Here is a 17,326-nt window from a genome sequence, read left to right as displayed (position 1 = left end):
GAGTCGTACCATGCTTTATATGCTCCGCATGCTCCTGTTGGCGCTGCACTTTCTGCTCGTGGGTGTCGTCGGCCTGGTGATTGGCCTGCTGCGCCCGTTCAACCCCGACAACAGCCGCCTGTTCGCCCGCCTGTACAGCGTGCCGGCCGCCTGGTTGCTGCGGATCAAGGTCAAGGCCGAGGTCGGCCCGCTGTGGGACCAGCCCCCCGGTTGCGTGATCATCGCCAACCACCAGTCCAACTATGACCTGTTCATCCTCGGCCAGGTGGTGCCCCGGCGTACCGTGGCCATCGGCAAGAAGAGCCTGGGCTGGATCCCGCTGTTCGGGCAGTTGTTCTGGCTGGGCGGCAATGTGCTGATCGACCGCAAGAACGCCTATCAGGCACGCAAGGCCATGCAGACCACCACCCGAACCCTGCGCGACGATACTTCGATCTGGATCTTCCCCGAGGGCACGCGCAACCCCGGCGAACAGTTGCTAGCGTTCAAGAAAGGCGCTTTCCACATGGCGATCGAGGCCGGCGTGCCGATCGTGCCGGTATGCGTCAGCCGCTACACCAGGCGCCTGAGCCTGAACAGCTGGCGCCAGCGCACGGTGATAATTCGCTCGCTGGCCCCGATCGCCACTGCTGGCCTGACCCAACAGGACCTGCCAACGCTGATCGAGCAATGCCGAATCCAGATGCAGCATTGCATCGACCATATGGAAAGCGAGCTTATCGCGCCCTGACCCGCCACCTCTCGCCGGACTTGCTCCGTGCCGCGACACGGCCCAAGCTGTATCGCGTGTTCAATCGAATAAGCGGACAACCATGGGTCGAGTCGTCGCGGCAGCGGTGTACAGCGCCGGCAGGAAGGTCACCAATATCAGCCTCGACGAAGGCGCCGTATGGGCCAGCAAGCCCGGACACTTCGTGTGGATAGGCCTGGAAGAGCCCAATGCCGAGGAATTGGCCAACCTGCAGCGCCAGTTTGGCCTGCACGAACTGGCCATTGAGGATGCCCTGGAGAAACACAGCCGGCCAAAGCTGGAAACCTTCGGCGACGCGCTGTTCATCGTCACTTACTCCCCAGTGCGCCACGAAGGGAAGCTTGAGTTCATCGAGACCCACATTTTCGCCGGCAATGGCTACATCATCACCTGCCGCAACGGCCACTCGAAGTCCTACGCCCTGGTGCGCCAACGCTGCGAGGCGCGGCCGTTGCTGCTCGAGCACGGCGAAGACTTCGTGCTCTACGCTCTGCTGGACTTCGTCACCGAGAACTACCAGCCGGTCAGCGAGGCCATTCACGGTGAAATCGAAGAGCTGGAGCACAGCGTGCTCAGCAATTCACTCAAGGAAGAAGACATTCAGCGCCTGCACAGCCTGCGCCGCGACATCCTGCGCCTGCGCCGCTACGTGGCTCCGATGGTGGAAGTCAGCGAAGAGCTGCAGCGCTTGAGCTTCCCGTTCATCGACAAGAACATGCGCCCGTATTTTCGCGACGTGCAGATCCACGTGACTCGGCAGATGGAAGATTTGGCCGGCATCCGCGACATCGCCAGCCAGACCATCGAGATCGGCATGCTGCTGGAGTCATCACGGCAAAGCATCACCCAGCGCAAGTTCGCGGCCTGGGCGGCGATCCTGGCGTTTCCCACGGCAATTGCCGGGATCTACGGGATGAATTTCCAGAACATGCCTGAGCTGGGCTGGCACTACGGCTACTTTACCGTGCTGGGGGTGATCGGCCTTGGGTGTTCGGGGCTGTACTTCAGTTTCAAGCGGTCGGGCTGGTTGTAACGCCAAGAGCGTGGGAGCGGCGGTTCGCCGCTGCGACTTGGCCCGCGATTACCGGCGAAGCCGGTGCCATCTCCCACGCGACCCCAGTCAACATGGATCTCAGATCACGCGACTACCGGGCTGCTGGACGAAGCGCAGCATCCACTCGCCCACCAGATCCCCCTGGTGCTCGGTGGCAAGGCTGGCCACCGCCTTGGCATAGACTTCGTCGCCCAACGAGGCCTGGCGCGCGTCGAGCAGCGCCCGGGAATAGTCGTGGACGAACTCCGGGTGACCCTGGAAGCACAGCACCTGGTCACGGATATGGTAGGCGGCGTTGGGGCAGAAATCGCTCGAGGCGATCACCGTGGCCCCTTCGGGCAGCTTGGTGACCTGGTCCTGGTGACTGATCAGCAAGGTCAGCTCGGATACCTGCGGGTCCATCCACGGCGCATGGGCCGCCAAGCTGTAGCGGTGGATGCCCACGCCCCAGCCCTTGTCGGCGCGCTCGGCCTTGCCGCCGAGAGTCAACGCCAACAATTGGTGACCGAAACACACCCCCAGCAGCTTCTCGCCCCGCTCATACAACTTGAGCAGGTAGGCCTTGAGCGTCTGGATCCACGGATCGTCGCCGAACGAGTCGGCCTTGCTGCCGGTCACCAGGTAGGCATCGAAGGTTCGCTCGGCCGGCGGATAATCGCCATTCATCACGTTGTACACATCAAACTCGGCGGCGATCGGCTGGCGTGAAAACAGCTGCTCGAACATCCTTCCGTAGCCCTGGTACTGCGCGATCAACTCCGGCCGCAGGACATCGGTTTCAAGGATGCAGATGCGTAACGACATAGCGGTAGTCCTGAACGACATGTGGGTGGGATTTGCTGTAAAGACTGACGCGAAAGGGGCGTACAAGCAAGTAGGATGTCCAGACGAACGGTAGGCCCTGTAACCCTTGGTAACCCTTGCCGCGCACTCGTCTAGCGTCAGCGTGCCAGCGGGGTGGCCAGTGGCCTTAAAGCCATGAGGAAGCGAAATGATTTTTTTTAGAGCAAAGGGTTCTGAAACAGGGATGACGCGGGCCCTAGTGTTGGTTGTATATCCAGAAACACGCGGCAAGCAGTGAGGACGTTCGATCACGCCACTGCGATCGACCCGAAGCCAGACAAGGAAGCCAAGGGTTATTCAGGAATAACAACAAGAAGGCGGTCCGCCATGTTCAGACAATCCAAAGTACGCCAAGCCGGGCTCATACTCTTCGCCACGACCCTGCTGCTGATCCTGCCCAACCTTACCCGGTTGTTCGGTTGACCCAGCACTGGCCTTTTCCAAGCGTGCGTGGGTAACCTGCCGACCTTGAAGGTTGGAGATTGCCCATGCGCCTGTGCCTTACCCTGCTCTGCTTGCTGATTCCCCTGCCAGCGCTGGCCGCGCAACTGACCCTCGATCTGGGTGACGGCAGCCGGCACTGGCAGAGCGAGCAACTGCTCACCCATCCCCTGGCGCGGGACGTCACTATTGAACAGGACGTTGCCTACAAGCGCACCATGCATTACCGCGCCGTACCGCTGGCAGCACTGCTCGAGGGTGTGAAACCGAGCGACCACCTGCAGGCGGTGGCCCTCGACGGTTTCGCTGCAGAAATGCCCGCCGGCCCGCTGTTGCAGCCAGGCCCGGCACAAGCCTGGCTGGCCATCGAGGACAACGCCCGGCCTTGGCCGCCACTCGGCCAGGGCAAGGCGGGAGCCGGGCCGTTCTATCTGGTATGGACCCAGCCCCAGGCGAGCGGCATCCGCCCGGAACAATGGCCGTTCCAGATCGCCAGCATTCGCAGCCTGGCAGCGGTCGAGGTGCGCTTCCCCGCCCTGTTGCCAGACCCAGCGCTGCCTGACGCGGATCCAGTGCGCCAGGGCTTTGCCCTGTTCCAGCAGAATTGCCTGGCCTGCCACCGCCTCAATGGCGCTGGCGATGCGCACCTGGGCCCTGACCTGAACCTGCCGCACAACCCTACCGAATACTTTCAGCCGGCATTCCTGCGCCAATACATTCGCGATCCGCAGAGCCTGAGGCACTGGCCGCAGGCCAAGATGCCTGGGTTCTCCACCCAGGTGCTGAGCGACCAGGAACTCGATGCATTGCTGGCATACCTGAAGCATATGGCCGGGCGCAAACCACGGTAGAACGCACGGGGCCGCGTTACCTAGGCAATCGGCCGTTCCTGCTTGACGCCCCAACCCTCGACCTCGCCGCCATGGGGCGACACGAGCCGTTCGAAGGCCTGCTCGAAAGCGCCGATGCCGCCATGGGTGGCGTACATCACCTTGCTCAGTTCCAGATGCCAGGCACCGTCGTCGCGCTCGCTCACCTGGGCGCTGAGCGACTCGCCACGGAACTGCACGGCCGCCCGGCGTGCGGCGGCCTCGTCGGGAAACACGGCATAAAACTCGATGGGATGAATACGGGTGAAATCGAAACCGCCAGCTTTCATCTGGCGCAGGACACTGCTGCTGATGTCGTCGTATTGGCTGCTCATGAAACGTCCTCCTGCAAAGCAATGGATAGACTTTCAGTGCACAAAGCACCTGCCTGGCAAGCGTGCCATGCCTGGCAATTCGAGCTGATGCAAGACGCGAGTGGAATCGACGCGGACCCGCAGATTTGGCCGGCGCCTGTCTCCAGCGTAGTGCCTGTGCAGGCACTGCGCCAGAGCGTAGCGGCTCAGGGTAGCTGTCGAATGGTGGTGATGGTCACGCCGCTCTGCTCCTTGAGCCAGCGTGCAGTGGGGGAAAAGCTGCGATCCTGGAAGTCATTGAGGTCAAGTTCATCCATTAGCGGGAACAAACGCGAACGGATGGCGCGTGCGGCGTCCTCCTCGCTGGGGCATTGCTCGGCATTGAGCAGCAGTGTCTGCGGCTCGCCCTTCTGGTCGGCAAAGCTGACTTCCCATGCTTTCATCGATCAGCCCTCGCTGGCGCAACGGTGAATGGAACTGCGTATTAGCTTGACCATGACACAGCGGCAAATGTTCAGCCGCGTGCATGACAACCACATGAAAAAAGCCCGCCGGTCAACGGCGGGCTTCCTGAGGCCACTAGGCGCTACTACTTCGGCGTGCCGTGGACGACGCCGGCGGTGTTGTCCAGCAGGCTCTTGGTAGCCGTCTGGATGTAGGCCTCGAGCTTCTGGAGCATCTCCGGCTGATCGGGGCTTTCGATCAGCTCGGCCTTGAACTCCCGGCCCAACTGGTAGCGATACATCCGCGGGGTCATGTCCTTGGACTCGATGAGGATGCGGTCGCCCTGCACCAGGCCAACGATCTGCTCGCTGCCAGACGGCTTGATCATGCCCACGCCCTGGTCGCCCTCAGGCAGGTTGAGCAGGTCGCGGCCCCAGCACTGGTGGCGGGCCTGGCCACCGAGACGGCCCATGATGGTCGGCACGATGTCGACCTGGGTACCCACGGTATGGTTGACAGCGCCAAACTTCTCCTGGATACCTGGGGCGATCAGCAGCAGCGGCACGTTGAAGCGGCCAAGGTCCAACTCGGTGACCTGCTGGTGGTTGCCAAAGCCGTGGTCGCCGACGATGACGAACAGCGTGTCCTTGAAATACGGCTCCTTGCGTGCCTTCTCGAAGAACTGGCCCAGCGCCCAGTCGGAGTAGCGCATGGCGGTCAGGTGCTCGTCCAGGCGGCCCTGCCCGGTGACCTTCTCCACCGGCAGGTCCTTGGGCAAGGCATACGGGGTGTGGTTGGAGAGGGTCTGCAGCAGCGCGTAGATCGGCTTCTTGCCGTCATGCTTGGCCAGCTCTTCGTTGCCACGGTCGAACATGTCCTGGTCGGACACGCCCCAGGTCGGGTCGGAGAACACCGGATTGACGAAGTCGTTGCGGCCAATGAAGGTGGTCATGCCCTGGTTGCCGAAGAAACCGGACTGGTTGTCCCAGGCGAAGTCACCGTTGTAGACGTAGACGTCGTCATAGTCGCGGGCGCTGAGCAGCGCTGGCAGGCCGGACAGCTTGTGGCCGCCTTCCGGGGTCTGCATCAGGTATTCGAAGCCCGGCAGGTTGGGGAAGCAGGCCATGGTGGCGAACATGCCCTGGTGGGTATGGGTGCCGTTGGAGAAGAAGCGGTCGAACAGCAAACCCTCCTTGGCCAGCTTGTCGAAGTACGGGGTGATGTTGTTCGGGCTGCCCAGCGCGCCGACCGAGTGACCGGCGAAGCTTTCCATGAGGATCACCACGACGTTCTTGACCCCCAGCGTGTTCGCCGCAGGCGGCACGAAGTCACGGCGGATCGCGGCCTCGTCGGCATCGACCAGGGTGTCGTTGGCGGTCAGCAGCTGCTCGCGCACGGTCTGTGTGGCCAGCGGCTGGTCCAGCACGGGCTTCCAGATATTGCCGCGGTCTTCGCCAAAGCGGCTCTTTGCGGCATCGATCAGGGTCAGGGTGCCGTTCAGGCCCAACTGGTTGACGAAGTTGGAGTCGGTGGTGAAGGCATCACCCCAGCGCATCGGCGGTCCCTGGCGCAGGGTGCCACGGGCGGCGACCACGGCCACCAGCAGGACCACCATGAACACCGCCAGGCGCCCGTACCAGGGCGCCAGCTTGGCGCTGCCCAAAGCCTGGGCACTGCCGTTGCGGCGGGTCAAGCGATCGATGCCCTTGAACAGCAGGCTCAGCAGCCAGGTGCCGACCAGCCAGGCCAACAGGTAGCGGACCACCGGGAAGCCGTACCAGAGCATGCTCATGACGGTCTTGGGGTCTTCCTTGATGTACTGGAACACCAGGCCGTTCAGGCGCTGGTGGAACTCGCGGTAGAAGTCCATCTCCATCAGGCCGAGGAACATCACCACGCTAGATGCAATGGTCAGCCAGAAGCGGAACAGGCCACGGCGGGCCATCAGCCAGGGGCTGAGCAGCGCCAGCAGCAACGGGATGCTGATGTACACCACCACGCGCAGGTCGAAGCGCAGGCCGTTGAAGAAGCCCTCGGCAACGGTCGAGTATGGCGTGTCGCCGATCATGTCGCTGTTGTAGACCAGCAGCGCCAGGCGCACCAGGCTGAGCATCAGCATGATCACCAGGCCACTGAGCAACGTGTAGGCCAGGTGGGATTTCAGGGTCGGCGAGAACGAGCCTCGCACACCCTGTTGCTTCAAGGCGTCCGTGTTAGCCATGAATGGAGAGGTCCTAGGATTGCGGTTTGCGGGAAGGCGAAAGCGCCAATAGCCTGGTGGTCTGGCCCTTGTGGGCAAGGTGAGACCAAGGCCGCATTGTGCGGCGCGGATTTTCAAAAATCGAGTGTGAAAATTTTGTCGAGAGCAGCCTGTCCTTACAAAGTTACACAGTTGCGAGGTGAGGCCTCAGATCCGCACATTGCCCCGTGGCCCGGCGATCGCCCAGATGATCAGCCCCAGCACCGGCAGCAGCAGGATCAGCAGGATCCAGAGCACCTTGATCCCCACCTCGGCGCCGCTCTTGAGCACATTGAGAATGGCCCAGATGTCCAGGGCCAGGATGATCAAGCCAACCAGGCTGTTGAAGGTGGAACCCATGATGCTGCTCCCGCACGGTGTGTGTGCTGCAGAGCATAGCTGGCTATGGCCCCGATAGAAGGGAATCCTTGGTCGGGAATGCCGGTCAGTGGATAGACTGCTGATATCCACTGCTCTCGAGGTTCGCATGCCCCCTGCCCACACTCAAAGCGCCAGCTCTGACTCCATCCTCAGCGCCTGGCGGCACCAGGCCGTGCAGGCTCCCTGGCTCAGCGCCGGCCTGGTGCTGAGCCTGCTGGCCATCGGCGCATTGCTGCTGGCGAGCATCTGGAACGCGGTCAACGGCGATCATGCCGACCACCTGCACCTGGCACTGCTCGGCGGCCTGTCCGGCTTCGGCGCCACCGCCCTGGGCGCGGTGCTGGCGGTGATCCTGCGCGACGTCAGCGCGCGCACGCAGGACGTCATGCTCGGTTTTGCCGCTGGCATGATGCTCGCCGCCAGTTCGTTCTCGCTGATCCTGCCGGGGCTGGATGCTGCCCGCGAGATCACCGGCAACGGCCCGGCGGCGGCCTTCACCGTGGTGCTGGGCATGGGCCTTGGGGTGCTGCTGATGCTGGGCCTGGACCGCTTCACCCCACATGAGCATGAAAGCACCGGCCCCTGCGGCCCGCAGGCCGAGCGGGTGAGCCGGGTTTGGCTGTTCGTGTTGGCAATCACCCTGCACAACCTGCCCGAGGGCATGGCCATCGGTGTGAGTTTCGCCAACGGCGACATGGCCATCGGCCTGCCGCTGACCAGCGCCATCGCCATCCAGGACATCCCCGAAGGCCTGGCCGTGGCCCTGGCACTGCGCGCCACGGGGCTGTCGAACTTCAAGGCTGCGCTGGTGGCGATTGGCTCCGGGCTGATGGAACCGCTGGGCGCGGTGATCGGCCTGGGCATCTCCACCGGCTTCGCCCTGGCCTACCCGATCAGCATGGGCCTGGCAGCCGGGGCAATGATCTTCGTGGTGTCCCACGAGGTGATCCCGGAAACCCACCGCAATGGGCACCAGACCGCGGCAACACTGGGGTTGATGGGCGGTTTCGCGGTGATGATGTTCCTCGATACCGCGCTGGGTTGACAGGCCGGTCGCGGAGCCCGCTCCCAGGGGCTGCGCGGCGGCTACGGCTCAGATATGCACTGCCACCTTCAGCGCTTCCAGCGCCGGCTCCACCTTGATACCAACGGCCTCGCCCAGCTCCAGCACACGGGCCAGGTCGTGCTGCCCGACCATGATCATCTGCAGCTCATCGTCGAGTAATTGGCTGAAGTTCAGCAGCACGTAGCCACCGGCTTCCTTGTTCAGCGCACCCATCTGCACCTGGATGCGGTTGAGCGCGGTGAGCGCCTCGGTGCGCGCCAGCTGCTTGGGCTTGAGGGTGAAGGGCACGCTCTTGTCGAACGAGTCGCTGATCTGCTGGAACAGGTCCTGGTAGTTGTCGGCCTGGAACAGCACGGTATCGGGCAGGCTGCCGACCACCACCCATTCACCCAGCGGGAAGGGAAAGGTGTCGTCGTAGTTGATGTCCGGATTGGCGGCGAGGAAGGCGGCGGGGTCGGCGTAGGCCTCGGCGGCCTCGGCGGCGATGCGCTCGATATCTTCATCGCGCATGCAGCCGGCGCCGATGAGACTGATGAATTCGAGCAACTGGTCTTTCATGGGGGGCCTGCGGGTTGGCGTGAAAGGCGCCAAGGATAGCCGCAAAAGCCCCCAGGGAGTTAGCCGGCCAATGCTTCGAGACGTGCCGCGCTATCCATCGCCCCCATGGTGCGGGCCGCCATCAGCGCAGTGGCGCCGGCGGCATCGCGGTGCGCGGGGTCGGCACCCTGGGCCAACAGATAGTCGATGATCTCCAGGCGGTTGAACATTGCCGCCAGCATCAATGCGCTACGACCGTCAGCGGCGGCGGCATCCACCGGCACGCCGTGTTCCAGCAGCAGGCGGATCATCGCGAGATCACCCTTGAAGGCGGCGCCGGCTATGGGCAACTGGCCGTTGTCATTGGCGATCAGCGGGTCGGCACCATGGGCCAGCAGCACCTGCACGGCGTCATGGTGACCGTGGTAGCTGGCCAGCATCAGCAAGGTGTCGCCCTTGTGGTTGCGCAGGTTGGCGGGCAGGCCGTTATCGAGCAGGCGGCCGAGCATTGTCGCGTCGCCGCGGCGGGCGCGCTCGAAAACCTCCTCGGCGAAGGCTGCGGCTTCTTCTGTGGTCATGGTGGCGGGCTGGTGATCGAACATCGAGAACCTCCTGGCATCTGGCAATGGGCCCAAGTGTCCATCAGGCAGCAACGACAGGTCCAAGGTTCAGATTCTATCGGCGACAGAGAGCCAGGCTATGACCGTGCAAAATGCACTGTGCAAAATGCACGGGCGTGCAGAATGCAATGCAGGCATCTGCAAAATCAAACATAACATATTGATTTTAAAAGACTTTATTTTAACAAAAGGCTGGCACGGTCACTGCAATCATCAACTCAAGTCTGCCAGTACAACAGTCAGGAGTTGATATGGACCTCATCCAGCAAAAATTCGCCTCGCTCTTCACCGCCTATCAGGTTGCTACTCAGCCGCGACCCGACGGCGGCGTGTTGCTGACCCTGCGCGCCAGCGACGGCGTGGTGACTCGCCGGGTGCTGTCCTATGCGCAACTGCACAGCGCCGAGCAACTGTCGTGGGCGATCAGCGCCATCCGCCGCGACCTTGCCGAACAAGCGAGCGAGCTGCCGGTGATTTCCATGCTGCAGAGCCAGCAACGCTTCGCCCTGCCCACCTACCGCTAAGCGCGCAACCCGTTCGCGGGGCAGCTTCTGCTCACCCTTGGAGGGTGTGAGCAGAAGCTGCCCCGCGAGTTCATTCAGAGTTCGTCGAAACCTACAAATTGCCGCGCCAGTGCATCCCCGGTGAAGCGTGGCTGCACACCCTGCTCGCTGCCGAACAGGCGCAGCGCCAGGCAGAATGGGCTGGCCCCCAGGTCCAGCCAGCGATGCGTGCCGGCCGGCACCAGCAGCACGTCATCTTTCTCGCACAGCACGGCATACACCGCGCCGCCCAGGCGCAGGCTGACCTGTGCACGCCCGCTGATCATCGCGAACACTTCATCGCTGTCATGCACATGTTCATCACGCAGGTCGGCCTGGCTCAGGTCGGCGCCATCGCGGCTGACCACGCCAACTACCACGCTGCCGTGCTCGGTCATCAGTTGGTCGAGCGGCCCACGGCACGCCGCGACCACTTCATCCTGGCTGCTGCCCGGGCGCAGGCGCGCGCCGGACTGCCAGCGGCCGAAGCGCACGCCCTGCTCGGCCAGGGTCGCGGCGATGTCGTCGTGGTGGGTCAGCACCTTGTGCGGCAGGTCCGGACTGGACAGGTCGAATACGCTGAGGATGCTCATCAGGGGTGGTTCCTGCTTTCTTTGAGTCGGAAGGCAATGATAACGGCTGCCGCGAGCGCCGCGACGCTAGCCATACCAAAGGTGAAGTGTGGGCCCAGCAGTTTCCAGCTGTAGCCCGAGTACAGTGCGCCCAGGGCACCGCCGGTGCCTGACAGCGCCGCATACAGCGCCTGGCCCTGGCCCTGTTGGCGAGCGCCGAAGCTGGCCTGGACAAAGGCGATGGCCGCGGCATGGAAACAACCGAACGTGGCCGCGTGCAGTACCTGGGCGAACACCAGCACCGCCGGGATATCCGCCAGGTTGCCAAGCAACAACCAGCGCAGCGCCGCCAGCAGGAAGCTGGCCAACAGCACCTTGCGCACCGAGCAGCGGGCGAAGATCCGGCTCATGACCATGAACACCAACACTTCGGCCACCACGCCAAGCGCCCACAGCAAGCCGATGGCACCGCGGCTGTAGCCCAGGTGCTCCAGGTGCAGGGTAAGGAAGGTGTAGTACGGCCCATGGCTGAGCTGCATGAGGGCCACGCACACATAGAAGGCCAGTACCCCAGGCGCCCGCACCTGCCTGAGAAAGCCCCCTGCCCCGCGCTGCTCGGCCTGCTCGACGGGTTGCGCATTGGGCACCCAGAGGCTGGCGACGACGATACCGGCCATGATCGCCACCAGCGCCAGCGGGTAGATGTCCAGGCTCAGCCATTCAAACAGGCGCCCGAGGCCCACAACGGCGAGGATGAAGCCGATCGAGCCCCATAGCCGTACCTGGCTGTAACGCGAGGTCTGGCCATGCAGGTGGGCCAGGGTGATCACTTCGAACTGCGGCAGCACCGCGTGCCAGAAGAAGGCGTGCAACGCCATGACCAGCGCCAGCCAGGCGTAGCTCTTGCCGAAGAAGATCAGCGAGAAGGTCGCCAGGGTCGACAGCGCGCCCAGGCGCACGATCAACAGGCGTTGGCCGCTGCGGTCACCGAGCCAGCCCCACAGGTTGGGAGCAACGCAGCGCATGAGCATGGGGATGGCCACCAGTTCGCCGATGCGCGCCGGGGAGAAGCCCAGGTGGTCGAAGTACAGGGCCAGGAACGGCGCGGTGGAGCCGAGCAGGGCGAAGTAGAAGAGGTAGAAGCTGGAGAGACGCCAGTAGGGGATGGAGGACATCGTTCGGCCCTTGGTGATGACCTGTTCCTGCCCTATCGCCGGCAAGCCGGCTCCCACAGGTCCGCTGCAGGACTCAAGCCTGCGGTATTCATGTGGGAGCCGGCTTGCCGGCGATAGGGCCAGCGCAGGCGGATCAGAGCTGGCCCAGTACCGGGGTGCCCACCCTCACTTCGGCATTCTGCGCCCGGTGGCGCAGCAGGTGATCCATCAAGGCGATGGCCATCATCGCCTCGGCGATCGGCGTGGCGCGGATGCCGACGCAAGGGTCGTGGCGGCCTTTGGTGATCACCTCCACCGGGTTGCCATCGACGTCGATGGAACGGCCCGGGGTGGTGATGCTCGAGGTCGGCTTGAGCGCCAGGTGGGCGACGATCGGCTGGCCCGAGGAAATGCCGCCGAGGATGCCGCCGGCGTTGTTGCTGAGGAAGCCCTCGGGCGTCATCTCGTCACGGTGTTCGGTGCCGCGCTGGGCGACACTGGCGAAACCGGCGCCGATCTCCACGCCCTTGACCGCGTTGATGCTCATCAAGGCATGGGCCAACTCGGCGTCGAGGCGGTCGAAGATCGGCTCGCCCAGGCCCGGCATCACGCCTTCGGCGACCACGGTGATCTTCGCCCCCACCGAATCCTGGTCGCGGCGCAGCTGGTCCATGTAGGCCTCGAGCTCCGGCACCTTGTCCGGGTCGGGGCTGAAGAAGGCGTTTTGCTCCACCGACTCCCAGGTCTTGAACGGGATCTCGATCGGCCCGAGCTGGCTCATGTAGCCGCGCACGCGGATGCCCTGGGTGGCCAGGTACTTCTTGGCAATGGCGCCGGCCGCCACGCGCATGGCGGTTTCGCGCGCCGAGCTGCGGCCACCGCCACGGTAGTCGCGGGTGCCGTACTTGTGGTGGTAGGTGTAATCGGCGTGGGCCGGGCGGAACAGGTTCTTGATCGCCGAATAGTCCTTGGACTTCTGGTCGGTGTTGCGAATCAGCAGGCCGATCGAGCAGCCGGTGGTACGGCCTTCGAACACGCCGGAGAGGATCTCCACTTCGTCCGGCTCCTGGCGCTGGGTGGTGTGCCGGCTGGTGCCGGGCTTGCGCCGGTCGAGGTCGTGCTGCAGGTCGGCAAGGGAGATTTCCAGGCCAGGCGGGCAGCCGTCGACAATGGCGACCAACGCCGGGCCATGGCTTTCGCCAGCGGTGGTGACAGTGAACAGCTTGCCGTAGGTATTGCCGGACATGGACGCTCCGCGAATCAGCCTGAAGTGAACGAAAGCGGCAGTATACGGAAAACCGCGTGGCTGTGGTTGCCCAGCGATGGGGCCCGCGAACCTTCACGATGACCCAAGGTCGAATCAGCAACGTCCCACGTAGTACCCCGCCCATGAAGTCGCGCCTCGCCGCCCTGCTCCTGCTGTTCTGCACCTGCCTCGCCCAGGCCGCCCCCACCGTGCTGCAACGCCCCATCGATCTGGACACCGGCCAGGGCGTGCTGCATGGCAGCCTGCTGTTGCCGCAGCAGGCCACGCCGCCCCCGGTGGTGCTGATCATCGCCGGCTCCGGCCCTACCGACCGCGATGGCAACAACCCTGCCGCCGGGCGCATCGACAACCTCAAGCGCCTGGCCCTGCTGCTGGCCAGCGAACACATTGCCAGCGTGCGCTTCGACAAGCGCGGCGTGGCCGCCAGCCAGCCGGCCACCCCCGACGAACGTCACCTCAGCGTCGAGCGCTATGTCGCCGACGTGGTCGCGTGGGGCCGCGCACTCAGGCAGGATCCACGCTTCGGCCCGCTGATCCTGGTCGGCCACAGTGAAGGCGCACTGATCGCCAGCCTCGCCGCGGAACAGGCCGGCGCCAGCGCGGTGATCACCCTGGCCGGCAGCGGTCGGCCGGTGGCAGACGTGCTGCGCGAGCAGCTGGCCCAGCGCCTGCCGCCGGCGCAATTGCCCGCTGGCGTGGCGCTGATCGACCGCTTGCAGGCCGGGCAGACCAGCCTCGACGTGCCCGCGCCGCTGCGCCAGGTGTTCCGCCCCAGCGTGCAGCCGTACTTGATCACCTTGCTGCATCAGGACCCGGCGGCGGCCTTCGCCCGCCTCAAGGTGCCCGCGCTGATCGTCCAGGGGCGTAACGACATCCAGGTAGAGGTAGCCGATGCCGAGCGCCTCAAGGCAGCCAAACCCGACGCGCAACTGGCGCTGATCGACGGCATGAACCATGTGCTGCGCATCAGCCCCCGGGGCATGAGCCAGCAGCGTGACAGCTACCGCAACCCCGAGCTGCCGCTGGCGCGTGAGCTGGGGGAGCGCATCGTTCTGTTCATCCGTGGGTTGCCACAGGCCTGATACCTGTCCTCAGGTATTGACCAGGCCTGCCGATAACGCGGCTGAGAAGGCAGTGATTCGGGGCCCACGCGCCCTGATCGCGGGCAAGCCCATACCTACAAGGGCCTTGTAGGTACCGGCACCCGGCCGCCGTGCACCTGAGGAATCCCTGATGACCGATGCCCCCGCCGCCGAGGCGACCGAAGAACAAGCGCCGGAAAGCGCCCCGCTGCCCTGGGCGGACCTTGCTGCCGAGCACTTCCAACTGCTACGCCTGGCCCCGCTGCCAACTGACCGCAACATCGGCGCGCGTCCGCTGCGCTTCGTCCAGTTCGGCTACGCGGAGCGCCACGACAAGGCCCATAGCCTGTTGCGCATGGAAATCCGCCTGCCTGGGCAGAAGGTGCGCAAGGAACAGAACCATCTGGACATCCGCGTCGACCACGAAACGCGCACGGTGCGCATCGGCGACCCGGCCGGCCTGCAGCTCGAACCGCTCAACCGCGGCCTGGGCCGCTACTTGCTGGCGCAGGCGGTGCAATGGCTGCAGCAGCGCTGCTCGCACTATCGGGTCGAGGGCATGAGCTTGCCCAACAAGGACGCGCTGAACGAAGACACTCGCCTGCGCCGCGACCACGTGCTGCGCGGCGTCGGCCTGGAGGTGGAATACACCGACGGACAACTGCTCAAGGGGCGCCTGGTGGAAACGCCGGTGGGCCAGCTCAAGGGTGGCTGGAACACCGAGAAGGTGCAGCGCGTGGACAACCTCGAGGCCGCCGGGATGTTGCAGCAGGCCGAGCAGAACCTGATGGAGAAGGAAGCGCAGCTGCGCGAGCGTGACGAACGGGTGGCCAAGTACCGCCGCGAAGACAGCGGCCTGCGCTTTACCATCACCTGCCTGGTGGCCTTCGCGGTGTTCCAGGCCGGGTTGCTGATCTGGATCGCCACCCGCTGATATCGCCATCGCGGGGCAAGCCCGCTCCCACGGAGATTGCATTCATCCTGTGGGAACGGGCGCGCAGTCAGACCCGCGCCTTGAACAACTCCTGATGCTGCCGGCACTGTTCGGCCGTCAGCATGAACACGCCGTGCCCACCGCGCTCGAACTCCAGCCAGACGAAGTCCACCTCGGGGTAGAGCGACTCGACGTGCACCTGGCTGTTGCCCACTTCCACGATCATCAGGCCTTTGTCGGTCAGATGGTCGGCCGCCTCGGCCAGCATGCGCCGCACCAGGTCCAGGCCATCGTTGCCACAGGCCAGGCCCAATTCGGGCTCATGGTGGTATTCGGCCGGCATGTCGCCGAAGTCTTCGGCATCAACGTACGGTGGGTTGGACAGGATCAGGTCGAAGCGCTGCCCCGGCAGCCCGGCGAAGCCATCGCCCTGCACGGTGTACACACGCTCCTCAAGGCCATGGCGCTCAATGTTCTGGTTAGCCACCGCCAATGCGTCGAAGGACAGGTCGGCCAGCACCACTTCGGCGTCCTGGAACACATCGGCGGCAACGATGCCGATGCAGCCGGAACCGGTGCACAGGTCGAGAATGCGCGCAGGCTCGGCGGCCAGCCAGGGCTCGAAGCGCTTTTCGATCAACTCGCCGATGGGCGAGCGCGGCACCAGCACGCGCTCGTCGACAATGAACGACATGCCGCAGAACCAGGCCTCGCCCAGCAGGTAGGCGGTCGGTACCCGCTCGTCGATACGGCGTTTGAGCAAGTGCTGTAGACGTACCCGCTCGTCATCCTCGAGTGCGCAGTCCAGATAGCTGTCGGCCACCTCCCAGGGCAGGTGCACCGCACCGAGCACCAGCAGGCGGGCTTCGTCCCAGGCATTGTCGGCGCCATGGCCGAAGAACAGGTCATGCTCATGGAAGCGGCTGACCGCCCAGCGGATGTGGTCGCGCAGGGTGCGCAGGCGGGATGTGATCACGGGGTACTCCTTTTCTGACAGGACGAAAGTCTAACAGCCCACACCACACAAATGTTCGCTCCTATGGCCGAATGGATAGCCACAAGCCAGTAACCACGCCGCCTGCGCTGTCAACCATTCACATTGGCGCCAAGGCAAGGGAGAATAGGTACACAAAAGCCCTACCCAAGGAGCCCTTGATGTCCGTTCCAACCACGATGTTCCGCCTCACTGGCCGCGACTACCCGCCGGCCAAGCTGAGCCAAGCCAGCCTGATCGTCATCGATGCGCAGAAGGAGTACCTGAGCGGTCCGCTGGCGCTGTCGGGCATGGACGAGGCCGTGGCGAACATTGCCAGGTTGCTCGACGCCGCCCGCAAGGCCGGTCGCCCGATCATCCATGTCCGCCACCTCGGTACCGTTGGCGGCCGTTTCGATCCGCAGGGCCCGGCGGGCGAGTTCATTCCCGGGCTGGAGCCGCGCGAAGGTGAGGTGGTGATCGAGAAACGCATGCCCAACGCCTTCAAGAACACCAAGCTGCACGAGACCCTGCAGGCCTTCGGCCCGCTGGACCTGATCGTCTGCGGTTTCATGAGCCACTCCAGCGTCAGCACCACGGTGCGTCGCGCCAAGGACTATGGTTATCGCTGCACCCTGGTCGAAGATGCCTCTGCGACCCGTGACCTGGCCCTGAAGGACACCGTGATCCCCGCCGCGCAGATCCACCAGTGCGAGATGGCCGTGATGGCCGACAATTTCGCCTGCGTCGCGCCCACTACCAGCCTGGTCTGAACCACGACCGCCCGGCGGACGGGCGGAACCTCAAGATGACCCGCAGGTCGAAATCCGGATCAGCACCACCCGATCCTGAGGAATTCGAATGAAGCTCAAAGGCAGTTTCGATGCCAAGCGCCTGCGCCAGCGTGAGCCGAGCAACTGGGGCGCGCGCATCGCCGCAGCACTCTCGGTACTGCTGGCCACCTTGGGCATCCTGCTGGCCATGGCCGGCTTCGCCGGTTTGCTGGGCAACTACGCCGCCCTGGCCGAACTCAATGCCAACCGTCCATTGTCGGCAACACTGACCGTCGTCGGGCTGGCGCTGCTGTACTTCGGCGTGCGCCTGTGGCGGCGCAGCCGTATCCGCCTGCGCCGCGGGCGCGAGCTGAACCTGTCGCCGCACCTGATGAAGAAACACGACTGACGCGCCGAGAGCGGGGCCAGGCTTGCCCCGCGATGACAGTCGCGTAAACTACGCCGCCCAC

20 protein-coding genes are annotated in these 17,326 nt (G+C 64.4%); 9 read left to right on the top strand and 11 right to left on the bottom strand.

Annotated features, from left to right (window positions below; genetic code table 11):
• Positions 1 to 10: 10 nt before the first annotated feature.
• Complete coding sequence (locus tag LU688_RS08570) at positions 11 to 730, top strand: lysophospholipid acyltransferase family protein (protein ID WP_038705648.1); 720 nt, start codon at positions 11 to 13, stop codon at positions 728 to 730.
• Between the two features lie 82 nt (positions 731 to 812).
• A complete protein-coding gene (locus LU688_RS08565; RefSeq protein ID WP_023629727.1) occupies positions 813 to 1,784 on the top strand; it encodes a magnesium and cobalt transport protein CorA in 972 nt (323 codons plus the stop codon).
• A gap of 99 nt (positions 1,785 to 1,883) precedes the next feature.
• Here the strand turns inward: LU688_RS08565 and LU688_RS08560 are convergent, their stop codons facing one another.
• Entirely contained in the window at positions 1,884 to 2,609 is a 726-nt protein-coding gene (locus tag LU688_RS08560; protein ID WP_094010677.1) for an amidotransferase, read from the bottom strand.
• Positions 2,610 to 3,136: 527 nt separating this feature from the next.
• Between LU688_RS08560 and LU688_RS08555 the strand changes: the two genes are divergently transcribed.
• Positions 3,137 to 3,940 carry a c-type cytochrome gene (locus LU688_RS08555; protein WP_110604945.1) on the top strand — a complete coding sequence of 268 codons (804 nt, stop codon included), beginning with the start codon at positions 3,137 to 3,139 and terminating at the stop codon, positions 3,938 to 3,940.
• A gap of 20 nt (positions 3,941 to 3,960) precedes the next feature.
• On the opposite strand, the gene LU688_RS08550 is transcribed toward LU688_RS08555, so the two are convergent.
• The 4 genes from LU688_RS08550 to LU688_RS08535 all read right to left on the bottom strand — a co-directional run bounded on the left by LU688_RS08550 (position 3,961) and on the right by LU688_RS08535 (position 7,315).
• Positions 3,961 to 4,293, bottom strand: coding sequence for a ribonuclease E inhibitor RraB (locus LU688_RS08550; protein WP_038705647.1), 333 nt, complete (start codon positions 4,291 to 4,293; stop codon positions 3,961 to 3,963).
• Positions 4,294 to 4,478: 185 nt separating this feature from the next.
• The gene (locus tag LU688_RS08545) at positions 4,479 to 4,715 is read right to left on the bottom strand and encodes a hypothetical protein (RefSeq protein ID WP_023629732.1); all 237 of its coding nucleotides are present in this window, start codon (positions 4,713 to 4,715) and stop codon (positions 4,479 to 4,481) included.
• A gap of 146 nt (positions 4,716 to 4,861) precedes the next feature.
• On the bottom strand, positions 4,862 to 6,937 hold the full coding sequence (locus tag LU688_RS08540) for an LTA synthase family protein (protein ID WP_094010679.1): 2,076 nt from the start codon (positions 6,935 to 6,937) through the stop codon (positions 4,862 to 4,864).
• 186 nt (positions 6,938 to 7,123) lie between these two features.
• On the bottom strand, positions 7,124 to 7,315 hold the full coding sequence (locus LU688_RS08535) for a PLDc N-terminal domain-containing protein (RefSeq protein WP_023629733.1): 192 nt from the start codon (positions 7,313 to 7,315) through the stop codon (positions 7,124 to 7,126).
• A 127-nt stretch (positions 7,316 to 7,442) separates the two neighbouring features.
• On the opposite strand from LU688_RS08535, the gene LU688_RS08530 reads away from it, so the two are divergent.
• A complete protein-coding gene (locus LU688_RS08530; protein WP_094010680.1) occupies positions 7,443 to 8,381 on the top strand; it encodes a ZIP family metal transporter in 939 nt (312 codons plus the stop codon).
• Positions 8,382 to 8,429: 48 nt separating this feature from the next.
• On the opposite strand, the gene LU688_RS08525 is transcribed toward LU688_RS08530, so the two are convergent.
• Complete coding sequence (locus tag LU688_RS08525; RefSeq protein ID WP_094010681.1) at positions 8,430 to 8,960, bottom strand: hypothetical protein; 531 nt, start codon at positions 8,958 to 8,960, stop codon at positions 8,430 to 8,432.
• A 59-nt stretch (positions 8,961 to 9,019) separates the two neighbouring features.
• Positions 9,020 to 9,541 carry an ankyrin repeat domain-containing protein gene (locus tag LU688_RS08520; protein WP_023632147.1) on the bottom strand — a complete coding sequence of 174 codons (522 nt, stop codon included), beginning with the start codon at positions 9,539 to 9,541 and terminating at the stop codon, positions 9,020 to 9,022.
• A 269-nt stretch (positions 9,542 to 9,810) separates the two neighbouring features.
• Here LU688_RS08520 and LU688_RS08515 point away from each other — a divergent pair, with 269 nt between their 5' ends.
• A complete protein-coding gene (locus tag LU688_RS08515) occupies positions 9,811 to 10,083 on the top strand; it encodes a DUF3509 domain-containing protein (RefSeq protein WP_023632146.1) in 273 nt (90 codons plus the stop codon).
• Positions 10,084 to 10,157: 74 nt separating this feature from the next.
• Here the strand turns inward: LU688_RS08515 and LU688_RS08510 are convergent, their stop codons facing one another.
• The 3 genes from LU688_RS08510 to aroC form a co-directional block, all read right to left on the bottom strand.
• Entirely contained in the window at positions 10,158 to 10,694 is a 537-nt protein-coding gene (locus LU688_RS08510) for an oxidase (protein WP_160291221.1), read from the bottom strand.
• Positions 10,694 to 11,848, bottom strand: coding sequence for an MFS transporter (locus LU688_RS08505; protein ID WP_094010683.1), 1,155 nt, complete (start codon positions 11,846 to 11,848; stop codon positions 10,694 to 10,696). The genes LU688_RS08510 and LU688_RS08505 overlap by 1 nt, the downstream gene beginning before the upstream one ends.
• 133 nt (positions 11,849 to 11,981) lie before the next feature.
• Positions 11,982 to 13,073 (bottom strand): chorismate synthase, encoded by a 1,092-nt coding sequence (gene aroC, locus LU688_RS08500; RefSeq protein WP_094010684.1) that lies wholly within the window; start codon positions 13,071 to 13,073, stop codon positions 11,982 to 11,984.
• A gap of 143 nt (positions 13,074 to 13,216) precedes the next feature.
• Here aroC and LU688_RS08495 point away from each other — a divergent pair, with 143 nt between their 5' ends.
• Both LU688_RS08495 and LU688_RS08490 read left to right on the top strand, forming a co-directional pair.
• The gene (locus LU688_RS08495; RefSeq protein ID WP_094010685.1) at positions 13,217 to 14,176 is read left to right on the top strand and encodes an alpha/beta hydrolase; all 960 of its coding nucleotides are present in this window, start codon (positions 13,217 to 13,219) and stop codon (positions 14,174 to 14,176) included.
• A gap of 151 nt (positions 14,177 to 14,327) precedes the next feature.
• Positions 14,328 to 15,110, top strand: coding sequence for a hypothetical protein (locus tag LU688_RS08490; protein WP_094010686.1), 783 nt, complete (start codon positions 14,328 to 14,330; stop codon positions 15,108 to 15,110).
• Between the two features lie 67 nt (positions 15,111 to 15,177).
• Here LU688_RS08490 and prmB read toward each other — a convergent pair whose 3' ends face one another.
• A complete protein-coding gene (gene prmB, locus LU688_RS08485) occupies positions 15,178 to 16,086 on the bottom strand; it encodes a 50S ribosomal protein L3 N(5)-glutamine methyltransferase (protein WP_023631550.1) in 909 nt (302 codons plus the stop codon).
• 179 nt (positions 16,087 to 16,265) lie between these two features.
• On the opposite strand from prmB, the gene LU688_RS08480 reads away from it, so the two are divergent.
• Positions 16,266 to 16,856 carry a cysteine hydrolase family protein gene (locus LU688_RS08480; protein WP_031315653.1) on the top strand — a complete coding sequence of 197 codons (591 nt, stop codon included), beginning with the start codon at positions 16,266 to 16,268 and terminating at the stop codon, positions 16,854 to 16,856.
• Between the two features lie 88 nt (positions 16,857 to 16,944).
• On the top strand, positions 16,945 to 17,265 hold the full coding sequence (locus LU688_RS08475) for a hypothetical protein (RefSeq protein ID WP_023631548.1): 321 nt from the start codon (positions 16,945 to 16,947) through the stop codon (positions 17,263 to 17,265).
• Positions 17,266 to 17,326: the final 61 nt, after the last annotated feature.

Origin of the sequence: Pseudomonas soli, from assembly GCF_021283165.2 — a bacterium.
Taxonomy (GTDB): Bacteria; Pseudomonadota; Gammaproteobacteria; order Pseudomonadales; family Pseudomonadaceae; genus Aquipseudomonas; species Aquipseudomonas soli.
The sequence above is the reverse complement of the archived record's forward strand: the minus strand, read 5'-3'. Positions and strand labels throughout refer to the sequence as shown.